The organism is Rhizobium sp. BK376, from assembly GCF_004341625.1.
Classification (GTDB): Bacteria; Pseudomonadota; Alphaproteobacteria; order Rhizobiales; family Rhizobiaceae; genus Rhizobium.
The window spans coordinates 197,781-210,991 of sequence record NZ_SLZG01000008.1 but is presented as its reverse complement, the minus strand read 5'-3'; the positions used below and the strand labels follow the sequence as shown (position 1 = coordinate 210,991).

Genomic DNA, 13,211 nt, shown 5'->3' with positions numbered 1-13,211 from the left:
GATCAACCCTTCACTGCGCCGGCGGCGATGCCACGGACGAACATGCGTCCGGAGACGAAGTAGACGATAAGCGGCACCGCGCCGGTCAGAAGCGTGGCGGCCATGTTGACATTGTATTCCTTCACGCCCTGCACGGCGTTGACGACATTGTTCAGTTGCACGGTCATCGGATAGTTCTGCGTGCCGGCAAAGATGACACCGAACAGGAAATCGTTCCAGATACCGGTGATCTGGATGATCATGCCGACGACGAAGATCGGCAGCGACATCGGCAGCATGATGCGCAGGAAGATCTGCCAGAACCCCGCCCCGTCAACACGCGCGGCCTTGAAAAGCTCCGGCGGCAACGAGGCGAAATAATTGCGGAACAGCAGCGTGTTAATCGGCATGCCGAAGATGGTGTGCACCAGCACGACCCCGCCGAGCGTCGAGAACAGCCCGAGCGAACGCACGACCAGCACCAGCGGATAGAGCATGACCTGATAGGGAATGAAGGCGCCGAACAGCAGGACGATGAAGAAGGTCTCGGATCCCTTGAAACGCCAGTTGGCGAGCGCATAGCCGTTCACGGATGCAATGGCGATCGAGATGATCACGCTCGGCACGAGGATCTTCACCGAATTCCAGAAGCCGACCTGGATGCCGTGGCAGTAGAGCCCGGTGCAGGCCTCGCTCCAGGCCTTCACCCAGGGCTCGAAGGTGATTTCCATCGGCGGCGAGAAGATGTTGCCCATGCGGACTTCAGGCATTCCCTTCAGCGATGTGACGACCATCACGTAGAGCGGAATGAGATAGTAGATCGCGGCCAGACCGAGAATGCCATAGAGCATGATGGTCGAAGGCGCGAAACGGCGCCGCGGCTTGGCGCCTGAAGGTTCGATCGTTGCGGCAAGAGCCATTCCAGGGTCTCCCTTAGCTGCGCTTCTGGCGGAACTCGACGAGAGCCCACGGCACCAGGAAGATGAACACGGTCACCAGCATGACGGTCGAGGCGGCAAGCGCCTGGCCGAGATTGGATCGCTGGAACATGAAGTCGTAGACATATTTTGCCGGCATTTCGGATGCGAAGCCAGGACCGCCATGGGTCATCGCGACGACGAGGTCGTAGACGCGCACGATGCCCGAGGCTACGATGACGAGCGTAGTGACGAAGACGCCGCGCATCATCGGAATGACGACGAAGAGATAGGTCTTCCAGGCCGGGATGCCGTCCACCCTCGCCGCCTTCCAGATCTCGCCGTCGATGCCGCGCAAACCCGCCAGCATCAGCACCATCACGAGGCCGGTTCCCTGCCAGAGGCCGGCGATAACGAGCGCGATCAGCACGGTATTCTGGTTACCGAGCAGCGAGACGCCACCGCCCGGAAGACCCCAATCTTGAAGCACCTTCGGAAGCCCGAGGCCCGGATCGAGGATCCACTGCCAGATGATACCGGTCACGATGAAGGACAGCGCGAAGGGATAAAGGAAGATCGTCCGGAACGTATTCTCGAAACGGATCTTCTGGTCCATCAGCACGGCAAGGATGAAGCCGACGACGAAGGCGAAGATCAGGCTGAGTACGCCATAGACCGCCAGATTGGTGATCGAGGCATTCCAGCGGTCGGTGGTGAACAGACGCTGATATTGCGCAAGGCCGATGAAGTTCTGGCTCGGCAAAAGCTTGGAGTCGGTGAAGGAATAGATCACCGTCCAGACAGTGCAGCCGACGAACACGACGATGACGGTCAGCATCATCGGGATGGCGGCGATCTTGGCATTGAGATTTCGGAAAAGACCGAAGGGGCGACGCGCATGAGCCATCATGGACCTCCTCTGCCGACCCTACCGCGACCGGCGGGAACCCCCGCCGGCCCGGCAAAGCCGTCTCTGATAGCGAGATGGTTTCAGGCCTTACTGCGCCTGCGAGATGATATCGGCCTGCTTGGCGATCGCATCGTCAATCGACATCTTCGAGCTGAAGAACTGAATAGCCAGGTCCTGAAGCTGACCGATCGTGTCCGGCGTCAGCATCTGCGTCGTGCCTGGCAGGACGTTTTCCGGCGTCTTCAGGATTTCGAGGCCCTTCTTCATGCAGGCATTGGCGGCCGACAGATCGACATCGCCGCGCACGGGCAGCGAGCCCTTGGCGAGATTGAACTTGACCTGCGTCTCCTTGGAAAGAAGCATGCTGGCAAGCTCGAGCTGTGCCTTGGTAATGTCGGGATTGCTGTTCTTCGGGAAGTAGAAGGAGTCGCCGCCCGTATCGAGCAGGCCGTGATAACCGAGGCCCGGAAGGCAATCATAGTCCTTGCCGGCAACCTGCTTGGCAACGCCGAATTCGCCCTGCGCCCAGTCGCCCATGATCTGGCCGGCAGCCTTTCCGGTTATGACCATGTTGGTGGCGACGTTCCAGTCGCGGCCGGTATAGCCATCATCGACCATGTCGCGGGCCTGGCTGAAGGCAGTCCAGACCTTCTTGTTATCGTCGCTCTTCACGGCGTCGGCGCTCTTCTTGTCGTTGATCGCCATGTAGAGATCCTTGCCGCCGATGCCGACCTGCATGACGCTGCGGATGCCTTCGACCTGCCACGGAGCGCCGGTTGCGAGCGGCACGATGCCCTTCGCCTTCAGCTGCGGCGCTTCTGCTGCGAATTCGTCCCAGTTGGTCGGAACTTTCAGGCCGTTGTCTTCAAAGACGTGGCGGTTGACCCACATCCACTGCCAGGAGTGGATGTTGATCGGAACGCAATAGACGTGACCCTGATAGGTGCAGGCATCGAGCAGCTTGGCCGGACGGATGATGTCCTTCCAGTGTTCCTTTTCGGCAAGCTCGGTCAGATCGGTCATCAGGCCGGCCTTGACCAGCTCCTCGGCGTCACGGCCCGTGTTGAGCTGCGTGGCGCCCATCGGGTTGCCGCCGAGGATGCGGCTGACGATCAGCGGCGTCGCGGTGGAACCGGCGCCTGCAATGGCGCCATCGACCCACTTGTTGTCGCCGAGCGCGTTGTAATTGTCGGCCAGAACCTTGACCGCCGCAGCTTCGCCGCCGGATGTCCACCAATGGGTGACTTCGAGGTCTGTGGCATTGGCGGAAACGGCCGGGATGGCCACAGAAGCGGCCAGAGCAGCGGCCATCAAACGAATAAACATGAGCTCTCCTCCCTCACTGAAACGTTGCAGCAAAAACGTAGAGGAATCGATTTCAGGACGCAACACCGTACTCGTAAAATTTTCTTGTATCGGCGCATTCACTACCACTGGCTGCAACCGCGCCCGACATTCAAAACGATACGTATTCTCGAGCGCTCGCTAGGTTCGCGCCCGCAAAACGCGAGAAAACAGTTGATTTAAATCATTTATCTGAAATAACATTTATATCGCATATCTAATATTATTTCGCAGGCGCAAAAAACCCTCTCAAATCTCAGTCGTTCAACCTTTGGGTAATGCTCCCGCTCAAGGCTTCAAAAAAAACTCGACATTTGACCTGTATCGTTACAGTTTTTGTTCTATGGGAAGGAATGCCTCATCCCGTGGTGCTTGCAGCAATGCGGCGGGCGTTATAAGCCGAGAGATCGCGGAGGACGGCGTTAAGCGTTATGGAAGACAAGCGAAATTCAGGGGGGAAGGCTTCTTCCGAAGCGCCGGAGCGGCCGACGCTAAAGACGATTGCTTTCATGACCGGGCTTGGCGTGACCACGATATCTCGCGCCCTCAAGGATGCGCCCGACATCGGTGCTGAAACGAAAGAGCGGGTCCGGATGGTCGCCCGCCAGCTCGGTTACCAGCCGAACCGCGCCGGCGTGCGCCTGCGCACCGGCAAGACGAACGTTATCGCCCTTATTCTCAGCGTCGACGAGGAAATCATGGGCTTCACCAGCCAGATGGTTTTCGGCATCTCGGAGGCCTTGGCGGATACGCAATATCACCTCGTGGTGACGCCGCATTCTCACAGTAAGGATCCCCTGGTTCCGGTACGCTACATCCTCGACACAGGCTCAGCCGATGGCGTCATCATCACCCGTATCGAACCGGACGATCCCAGGGTACGGCTGATGACCGAGCGCAACATGCCCTTCGCCACCCATGGCCGGACGGACACGGAACTCGTCCATCCCTACCACGATTTCGACAACGAAGCCTTCGCGCATCAGGCCGTCGGCGCACTTGTGGCCAAGGGCCGGAGACGCATCGCCCTGCTGCAGCCGCCCGGAAAACTGTCCTTCCATTCCCATACGCGCATCGGCTTCCAGACCGGTTTGCACGAATATGGCGCGGAGGAAGTGCCCTTGCGCGTCACCATCGATACGCCGCTTCCTGATATCAGGGATGCCGTCGAAGCGATGATGCGCTCGCCAAACGCCCCCGACGGGATCGTTTCTTCCGCCGGAAGTGCTGCAATCGCCGTCAATGCCGGGATCGAGGCCGCTGGCATGCGCCTCGGCCACGATGTCGATATGGTCGCGAAGCAGTCGACCCATGTCCTCAACTGGATCCGCCCGGAAATCATCACCGTTTACGAGGACGTCCGCCATGCCGGCCGGGAGCTTGCCAAGGCGGTGATGGCGCGCATCGACGGCGCCGAGCCGCAGGAGCTTCAGAGCATCAGCCTGCCGGAATGGCCACAGCGGTGACTGGAGATACGGTCGCGGTCAACTGAGGCTGGCCTTACGGATGACGACGGAGATGGCGGCGACTGCCAAAGGCAAGCCCTGCAATCCAACAAAAAAGGCCCGCCGATCGCTCAGCGGGCCTCTCTATTCAAACGTCCAACCTCAGTGAGCAGCGCTTGCGCCACTGCCCCACGGGCCATGATGAATATCCTTGCCGTCGACGCGGTCGAAACCGTGCGCGCCAAAGAAGTCACGTTGTGCCTGGATCAGGTTAGCCGTGCCGCGGCTGCGGCGGTAGCTGTCGAAATAGCCGAGTGCCGAAGCCAGTGCCGGAACCGGAAGGCCCGACAGAGCTGCATAGGAAACCACGCGACGCAGAGCGCCGTCCGTTTCGTTGACGAGCTTAGAGAAGGCCGGTGTCACGATGAGGTTGGCAACATCGGGATCCTTGGTGAATGCGGAGGTGATCTCGTCGAGGAACTGCGAACGGATGATGCAGCCGGCACGCCAGATCTTGGCGATTGTCGGCATTGGCAGCGACCAGTTGAACTCCTTCGAGGCTGCCGACATGACGGCAAAGCCCTGCGCATAGGCGCCGATCTTTGCAGCGAGCAGCGCATTTTCCAGATCGTCGATCAGCGTCTTCTTGTCGACGTTTCCGGCAGCAAGGGCCGGCAGGCCGAAAAGCTTTTCCGCGGCAACGCGTTCGTCCTTCTGCGAAGACAGGATGCGTGCCGCAACGGCAGCTTCGATCGCAGTGGCGGCAACGCCAAGGTTCTGCGCCTCGATGACGGACCACTTGCCGGTGCCCTTCTGGCCAGCTTTGTCGAGAATGACGTCGGGCATGGCGCTGCCGGTGCTCGGATCCTTGGCCGACAGAACCTTCTCGGTAATCTCGATCAGATAGGAATTGAGGCGACCCTTGTTCCACTTGCCGAAGATCTCGCTGATCTCGGCAGCGTCGAGCTTCAGGCCATCACGCAGGATGCCGTAGATTTCGGCAATCATCTGCATGTCGGCATATTCGATGCCGTTGTGAATGGTCTTTACGAAGTGGCCGGCGCCGTCGTTGCCGAGCCACGCAACGCAAGGGGCGTTGTCGTATTTGGCAGCGATCGAGGTCAGCACCTTCTCGACGCGCTTCCAGGAGTCTTCGGTGCCGCCGACCATGATCGAGGGACCATGGCGCGCACCCTCTTCGCCGCCGGATACGCCCATACCGATGAACGTCAGATCGGTATCCTTGAGACGGTCGAAGCGGGCCTGCGTGTCGCGGAAATTCGCATTGCCGGCGTCGATCATGATGTCGCCCTTGGACAGATGCGGCCGTAGAAGCTCCATCTGCTGATCAACCGCATCACCGGCCTTGATCATGATGATGATAGGCCGCGGCGGGCGGATCGCCTCGACGAACTCCTCGATCGTCTTGCAGGGAATAACCTGCTTTTTCAGGTCACCGGCACTCTCGTAAAATTCATCCGTTTTGTCCGGCGTGCGGTTGAAGACCGCTATTTTGTTGCCCTTTTCGGCGATATTGAGCGCCAGGTTGGAGCCCATGACGCCGAGACCGATCAGTCCGATTTCTGCCTTTTCCACGACAAACCTCCCGTGAATGGTTGGACGCATGTTGTTGCACCGGTGCGGACAAACGGCAAGCGCCCGAAACGCCAAAACCGTACGCTTTGCAGGATTGAGCAATAATGCGATAGATTCATGCAAGCGTCTGAAAACATGCGCTGATGGCACCTGCTCCGACCATGCGCCGGTGCGTCAGGAACAGCAAAGAGACGAGATAGGGCGGAGGAAAAACATGTCTATAATGTCGGCAAAGATCGTCCACATCTCCATCGATCGCGACTGGCGCGATGTCTATGATTTCGCCTCGAAACCGGAAAATATGCCGCTTTGGGCTTCAGGCCTCGCATCGGGATTGGAGCCTGACGGAGAAGACTGGATCGCGACAGGCGTGCTCGGCACCGTGCGCGTAAGCTTCGTGCCGCCCAACGAGTTCGGCGTCCTCGATCATACCGTTACGATCGAGTCAGGCCTCAGGGTTTACAACGCCTTGAGGGTCGTGCCGAACGGCGACGGATGTGAAGTCATGTTCACGCTGCTGCGCCTGCCCGGCATGACGGACGAGCAATTCGCCGCGGATGCCGCCCATGTTCGCAAGGATCTCGAAGCGCTGAAAAACCTGATGGAAATCTGATCAGATAGAATGCAGCGTCCAGTCGACGATGTCGGTGGCGACGCCCTCAAACGCAACGTTCAGAGCCTTGACGAAATCGCTGTTGGTCCCCCCGCTGACTGGCACGGCCTTGCGGAATACGTTCTGCGCCTTGATGGTGCCGGTGCGATCGTTGAGGATTTTTGCCGAGATCTCGACCGTCGCCGCCGTATGCCCGGCATTGTCGATCTCGAAGGATCGGATGTCGGTGACCACCTGGTAATCGATCGCAAGTCCCTGCCCCGGAACGCCGACGCCGCCAAGCTTGCGGGAATTCTCGAAAGCCTCGACAAGCTTCGACTGCACCATGCGCGGAAGCTTGTCGCCCCACTGCGATCTCGACAGGTATTGGATTTCGGAGGACGACACGCGCACCAGGATCTGATTGCTGTCGAGAGCACTCAGCGCCGTCGGTTGCGGAATAAGGATCTGCTTGCCTTTGGCGGCAGGTCCGCTGCCGTCAGGGGTGACAGACAGGTCAAACGTGTCGTTTTTCGCTGCCGTGCCGCATCCTGCAATCAGGAGCGCAATAACCGGTAGGGCAATGGCCGCTTTTTTCGCCGCAGACCATCGCTGAACCGAACCATATCCGATCATTTACCGCCCACCCTCTGAAACCTGACCGTCATCAATGCCGCGCCCGGCCGTCAAATTGCTTCACCGTATCCCCGCCAAAGAGAAGGCGCTGTGGATTGCGGTCGAAATTGCTAATCGTATCGTTGAGATTCTGCACCGTCCGGCGCGTATCGTTGACAAGCGACTGAACGTTATCAAGCCCGCCACCGGAGAATTTCTTCAGGTTGTCGGCAATCGGTCCGATCTGGGCGTTCAGATTGTCGGCGACCTTCTTGAAGGATTCCAGCGTCGCCTTGGCTTCCGCAAACAGCGATTGCGTGCTGTCGGAGCCGAGCAGGCTGTCCACCTTCGCCAGGATGCCGTCCACGCGGTTGGAAGCGGCATTGAGCTTGGTCGACATTTCCGAGACATTCTGAATCGTCTGATCGATGTCCTTCTGGCGACCGGCGACGGTATTGGCAATATCGCGTATGGAAGCGACGGCAACGCGCGCATCCTTGGTCGCCTGCGAGATATCGTCCACCGAACCCTTGACCTTCGCCGGATCGATCTGCGCAACCAGCGTATCGACACGATCGAGGGTCTGCTGGGCCTTCTTGCCGAATTCGTTGTAGGTGTCGGCCGTCTGCTTGATGCTTGCAACCGTCGCCTTCAGGTCGGTCGTTGCATCGGCGACATTGGCAGTGATCTTCTCGGCATTGTTGACGACATCGTTGATCTTGTTGGCATCGACGGCGCGAACGAGCTTTTCGACCGCATCAAGCGTGGAGTCGACGCGGGTCGACACGCTGGTGAAGGTCTCGGAAAGCTTGCCGACGCTTGCGAGGAACTTGTCGATATTGTCGGAATTGTCCGCGAGCGCCTTCGAGAACTTGTCGGCGTTTCGAACCGTATCGGTCAGCGGACCTCGCGCATCCTGCACGAAGGACTGGACTTCGCCGATCGCGTCGTTGGCGCGGTTCAGGATCTTGTCGGCAGTCGCGAGAAGGTTCGTCACGCTCGACTGATCCGCGAGCAGAACGGCACGCTTGCCCGTGTCGATCGAACGCTTGAGAATGTTTTCATCGCCGTTGCGTCCGCCGGAAAGCTCGATGTAGGCGGCACCCGTGAGGCCCTGAATTTCAAGCACGGCCTTCGTAGACGAATAAACCGGCGCATCGGCGCGCACTTCCGTAAAGGCGAGCGAATAGCGCGGATCGTCGGCGTCGATCGACAAGCTCTTTACGCTGCCGACCTGGATGCCATTGAAACGCACCGGCGAGCCGACGCTCAAACCGTTTGCGGAGCCTGGGATTCGCACGACCAACTCAGCCATGGGACCGCCACGGCCGTATTCGGCCATCCAGTAGACGAAGCCGAACGCTGCCGCGATGACCAGCAGCGTGAAAATACCGACAATCGTATAGTTGGCCTTGGTTTCCATGGTCTCCAGTCACTTCCCGCCGCTTTGAGCGGTTGCACCATTGCTGTCGTTTCTATTCGCGCCGTGCCCACCGGGAACGATGGACCGTGCACGCTTGCCTCGGAAATAGGACTTCACCCAGGGCTCCTCGCAAGCGAGCATGTCCTCGATCGTGCCTTCCACCAATACGCGTTTCTGCCCGAGCACCGCAATCCGATCGCAAACCGAAAACAGGCTGTCGAGATCGTGAGTCACCATGTAAACGGTGAGGCCGAGCGTGTCACGTAGCCTAGAGATTAGTTCATCGAACTCTGCCGCGCCGATTGGGTCGAGACCGGATGTCGGCTCATCGAGAAAAACTAGGTCCGGATCGAGCGCAAGGGCTCTTGCAAGAGCCGCACGTTTGATCATGCCGCCCGAGAGTTCCGACGGATATTTGTCCGCAGCATCCGCCGCCAATCCGACCATGCGGATCTTCAGATGCGCGAGTTCATCCATCAGCCCGGCCGGAAGGTCGAGATATTCGCGCATCGGCACCTGGATGTTTTCCTTGACCGTCAGCGACGAAAACAGCGCGCCCTGCTGGAAGAGCACGCCAAGCCGCATGTCAAGCTTGTTGCGCTCCGCCTCGTCGAGCGAATCGTAATCCTCGCCGAGGATTTCGATCTTGCCGGATTGACGCGGCAGCAACCGCAATACGGTGCGCATCAGCACGGACTTGCCGGTGCCGGAAGCCCCGACAAATCCAAGGATTTCACCGCGGTAGATATTCAGGTTCAGCTTGTCGAGGACGACCTTCGGGCCGAAGGCTACGGTTACGTCCCTTGCCGATAGAATGATATCTCGTTCGCGATCGTTCCGACCGTGATTATCGTGCTCTTCATCATGCGTTTCCGGATGCGGCATTGTCATTGTCGCCCCTTAGAAATCGATTGCTGCATAGAAGACGGCAAACAGCCCATCCATCAGGATCACCACGAAAATCGACTTCACCACTGACGAAGTCACATGCTGGCCGAGCGATTCGGCGCTACCGCCGACTTTAAGCCCTTCCACCGCAGCAACAATCCCGATCACAAGCGCCATGAAAGGCGCCTTTATCATCCCCGATATGACAGTAGAAAGACTGATCGCCTCGTGCAGGCGCGAAATGAAGGTTGCGAACGTGATTCCCGAATAGGTGTAGGCGACGGTAGCCGCCCCGAAAAGCGAGGCGAAATTTGCAAGGATCGTCAGCAGCGGCAATGCGACGGTCAGCGCAACCAAGCGCGGAAAGATCAGGACCCCGATCGGATTGAGACCCATCACCTTCAGCGCGTCGACTTCCTCGCGCATTTTCATCGAGCCGATTTCCGCAGTGATCGCGCTACCGGATCGGCCGGCGATCATGATCGCGGTCAAAAGCACGCCGATTTCACGCAGCTGCAGGATACCCACGAGATCGACGACGAAGACTTCGGCACCAAAATAGCGCAGCTGGAATGCGCCCTGCTGCGCAATGATCGCGCCGATCAGGTAGGACATCAAAAGGATAATCGGGACGGCGCGCAGCGCCATGTGGTCGATCTGGTTGACGATCGAAGCCGGCGAGACGCCACTGCCGCGCCCGAACTTCAGCTGTGCGCCACGCACGGCCGAGCCAAGGATATACATGGCCGCGATGAAATTGCCGCTGAGTTCGTAAACAACTTCGCCGATCGGCGCAAAAATGCGATCAACCAGCCGAGCCCTGGGTTCCTTCTCCGCCGCCGATTCGCCTGCCCTTGGATCGAATTCCGCCAACAACTCGTCGACATGCGGATTCGAACCTTCGATGCTGACGGTCGCACCATGCTTTTCCTGACTGACTTTCAGCCGATGGATCAGCAACGCCCCGGCCGTATCCAGGCCAGTCAGTCCGGAAAGATCGATAACAACGGAGCCGCCGCTGGTACGCTTGCTGAGATCGTCGATCCTGCGAAGCACGCCATGAATGTACGAGCTGCGCCAATTGCCTTCCAGCCGATAGCGATGACCCGAGCCATCGGCCCGGTCGTCGATCGTCAGAGAATCGGATTTCTGTTCGGCTGCTTTCAAACTCATGCAATCTTTCAAGGCTTGCGGCTATAACGGCGAGTCGGAAAATACTCGTTCGACGCTCGGCGCGATACTATACTTTCTCCGTCCGCAATTTCCATGCAGCAGGAACGCCAAACTATGCCACGCCGTCTCGATATCCAAATGAATTCATTCCCGATTGCGGGCACATTCACCATCTCCCGTGGCACCAAAACCACAGCTGACGTCGTCACCTGTACAATTTTTGAGGAAGGCATCTCGGGCTGGGGCGAATGTGTTCCCTACCGCCGCTACGGAGAGAGCATCGAGAGCGTCATTGCCGAAATCGAAGCGGCAAGGCCCGCCATCGAAGCCGGCCTTACGCGCGAAAATCTGCAGCGCGCAATGAAGCCCGGTGCCGCACGAAATGCAGTTGACTGTGCGCTCTGGGATATCGAGACGAAGCTTTCGGGCAAGTCCGTGGCAAGCCGAATAGGGGTCAGTGCCCCAAAACCGCTGACAACAGCCTACACGATTTCGCTCGGCGAGCCGGAGACAATGGCCGCACAGGCGCGTGAATATTCCCATCGGGCGCTGCTGAAAGTGAAGGTCGGCACGACGGACGATGAGTCGCGCATCCGCGCGGTCCGTGCCGCTGCCCCGGATGCGGCGATCATCCTCGACGCCAATGAGGGATGGCCGGAAGAAACGCTCGCCCGCCATCTTCAGATCGCGGCAGAAGCCGGCATCACGTTGGTCGAACAGCCCCTTCCCGCAGGCAATGATGCCCTGCTTGCCTCGATCGACCGGCCGGTGATCGTCTGTGCCGACGAGAGCGTGCATCATACCGGCGACCTCGCAAGCCTGCGCGACCGCTATGATGCGGTCAACATCAAGCTCGACAAAACAGGCGGCCTGACCGAGGCCCTGGCGATGAAGCGCGAGGCGCAGCGCCTCGGCTTCCAGACCATGATCGGCTGCATGGTGGGAACGTCGCTTGCCGTGGCCCCGGCGGTGCTGCTCGCCCAAGACGCCGATTTCGTCGATCTCGACGGGCCGCTGCTGCTCGCCCGCGACCGTGAGCCGGGACTGCGCTACGAAGCTTCGCTGGTCTTTCCGCCAGCGAGCGAACTCTGGGGCTGAAGGTAATAGGCGACGACGACCATCGCCAGGCCGAAGACCGCGACCCCGGACATGACGTAATAGCTGCCAAGGCCGAACCAGGCATAGAGGTAGCCGGCAATGAAGGTCATGATACCAAGGCACATGCCGTTGTAGAAGAAATAGAGGCCTTGCGCGGAGGCCTCCTGCGTCTCCTGCACGCTCGCGAGAATGCGGCGCTGGATGCCCGTGTGAACGCAGGCATAGGTGCAGGAATGAAGGCATTGCAGCACGAAATATCCGATGAAGCCGAAATTGATCGGAAACAGGATCCAGCGGAAGATGGACATGATCGAGCCGAAGCAGATCAGCTGCCAGGCGGTGAAGCGGCGGCTCAGACGCCTGGAAATGAAGAACACCATCACCTCCGACATCACGCCAACGCTCCACAGGACGCCGACCGCCGTGCCCGAAAAGCCGATTTGATGCCAGTAGATCGAGGAAAACGTATAGTAGACGGCATGGCTGGATTGCTGGATCGATACGCCGATCATGGTGATCAGCAGCTGCGGGCTACGCAGTGAGCCTGATGTCGGCGCCTGCAGGTTGATCGGTTGACCGCGCCGCCGCGTCGGCCCGATCCTCGGGCTGGCGAAGCCCATCAGCGTCGTCAGCACGAAGCCGGCAACCATGGTCGGCAGCACCATTGCGCCGCCCCAAATTTCGATCAACTGGCCGCCGATCAGCGTTGCAAAGATGAAGGCGATCGATCCCCAGACCCGCATTGAGCCATAGTCGAAGCCCCAGCGGCGGACGCCTGAAATGGTGATGGATTCGACGACCGGAACATAAGGCGCGTAAGTCGCGCCCTGAATGGCGTAGACGAGGAGGACCGGCCAGAAATCCTTGGTCAGGTAGAGCGCCATCGCTGTCAACAATGACAACCCACCCGACCAGATCAGCACATAGGAGCGCTCCTGCATCCTGTCGGCCAGCAGCGCGACCAGAGGCACGGCCAGCACGCGCACGACCATCGGCACGGCAAGGATGATGCCGATCTCGCTGTCGTTGAAATGAAGGCTTGCGAGCCAGACTGGAAAGAATGGAAGAGCGATGCCGTTGACGATCAACGGCGCACAATAGGACAAGGCACTGCGCAACTTGAAATAGGGTGGCGCACCCTCGACCGCCAAATTTTTCGCTGCGGGAATCATGATTGACCTGAAGGGAAATTGAGTTCGTCCCTATCACGCAATCGTGGGTACGACTATGG

12 protein-coding genes are annotated in these 13,211 nt (G+C 59.1%); 3 read left to right on the top strand and 9 right to left on the bottom strand.

The window, feature by feature from the left end:
- Window positions 1-2: 2 nt before the first annotated feature.
- The 3 genes from EV561_RS20525 to EV561_RS20515 form a co-directional block, all read right to left on the bottom strand.
- Window positions 3-899, bottom strand: coding sequence for a carbohydrate ABC transporter permease (locus EV561_RS20525; RefSeq protein WP_132524157.1), 897 nt, complete (start codon window positions 897-899; stop codon window positions 3-5).
- 13 nt (window positions 900-912) lie between these two features.
- Window positions 913-1,803, bottom strand: a complete 891-nt coding sequence (locus EV561_RS20520; protein WP_132524156.1) for a sugar ABC transporter permease — start codon at window positions 1,801-1,803, stop codon at window positions 913-915.
- A 90-nt stretch (window positions 1,804-1,893) separates the two neighbouring features.
- A complete protein-coding gene (locus EV561_RS20515; RefSeq protein WP_132524155.1) occupies window positions 1,894-3,132 on the bottom strand; it encodes an ABC transporter substrate-binding protein in 1,239 nt (412 codons plus the stop codon).
- A gap of 449 nt (window positions 3,133-3,581) precedes the next feature.
- On the opposite strand from EV561_RS20515, the gene EV561_RS20510 reads away from it, so the two are divergent.
- Complete coding sequence (locus EV561_RS20510; protein WP_132524154.1) at window positions 3,582-4,616, top strand: LacI family transcriptional regulator; 1,035 nt, start codon at window positions 3,582-3,584, stop codon at window positions 4,614-4,616.
- A 141-nt stretch (window positions 4,617-4,757) separates the two neighbouring features.
- Here the strand turns inward: EV561_RS20510 and gndA are convergent, their stop codons facing one another.
- Window positions 4,758-6,191: an NADP-dependent phosphogluconate dehydrogenase gene (gndA, locus tag EV561_RS20505; RefSeq protein ID WP_132524153.1), complete on the bottom strand. Its 1,434-nt coding sequence runs from the start codon at window positions 6,189-6,191 to the stop codon at window positions 4,758-4,760.
- A gap of 214 nt (window positions 6,192-6,405) precedes the next feature.
- Here gndA and EV561_RS20500 point away from each other — a divergent pair, with 214 nt between their 5' ends.
- Window positions 6,406-6,804, top strand: a complete 399-nt coding sequence (locus EV561_RS20500; RefSeq protein WP_132524152.1) for an SRPBCC family protein — start codon at window positions 6,406-6,408, stop codon at window positions 6,802-6,804.
- On the opposite strand, the gene EV561_RS20495 is transcribed toward EV561_RS20500, so the two are convergent.
- The 4 genes from EV561_RS20495 to EV561_RS20480 are packed head-to-tail and all read right to left on the bottom strand — an operon-like array spanning window position 6,805 to window position 10,882.
- Complete coding sequence (locus EV561_RS20495) at window positions 6,805-7,419, bottom strand: ABC-type transport auxiliary lipoprotein family protein (protein ID WP_132524151.1); 615 nt, start codon at window positions 7,417-7,419, stop codon at window positions 6,805-6,807.
- A gap of 31 nt (window positions 7,420-7,450) precedes the next feature.
- Window positions 7,451-8,821 carry an MlaD family protein gene (locus EV561_RS20490; protein WP_132524150.1) on the bottom strand — a complete coding sequence of 457 codons (1,371 nt, stop codon included), beginning with the start codon at window positions 8,819-8,821 and terminating at the stop codon, window positions 7,451-7,453.
- A gap of 9 nt (window positions 8,822-8,830) precedes the next feature.
- Window positions 8,831-9,706, bottom strand: coding sequence for an ABC transporter ATP-binding protein (locus EV561_RS20485; protein WP_132524201.1), 876 nt, complete (start codon window positions 9,704-9,706; stop codon window positions 8,831-8,833).
- Between the two features lie 15 nt (window positions 9,707-9,721).
- On the bottom strand, window positions 9,722-10,882 hold the full coding sequence (locus EV561_RS20480; RefSeq protein ID WP_132524149.1) for an ABC transporter permease: 1,161 nt from the start codon (window positions 10,880-10,882) through the stop codon (window positions 9,722-9,724).
- A gap of 114 nt (window positions 10,883-10,996) precedes the next feature.
- Here EV561_RS20480 and dgcA point away from each other — a divergent pair, with 114 nt between their 5' ends.
- Window positions 10,997-11,980: an N-acetyl-D-Glu racemase DgcA gene (dgcA, locus tag EV561_RS20475; RefSeq protein ID WP_132524148.1), complete on the top strand. Its 984-nt coding sequence runs from the start codon at window positions 10,997-10,999 to the stop codon at window positions 11,978-11,980.
- Here the strand turns inward: dgcA and EV561_RS20470 are convergent.
- Entirely contained in the window at window positions 11,932-13,152 is a 1,221-nt protein-coding gene (locus EV561_RS20470; protein ID WP_132524147.1) for an MFS transporter, read from the bottom strand. The genes dgcA and EV561_RS20470 overlap by 49 nt on opposite strands.
- Window positions 13,153-13,211 lie beyond the last annotated feature (59 nt).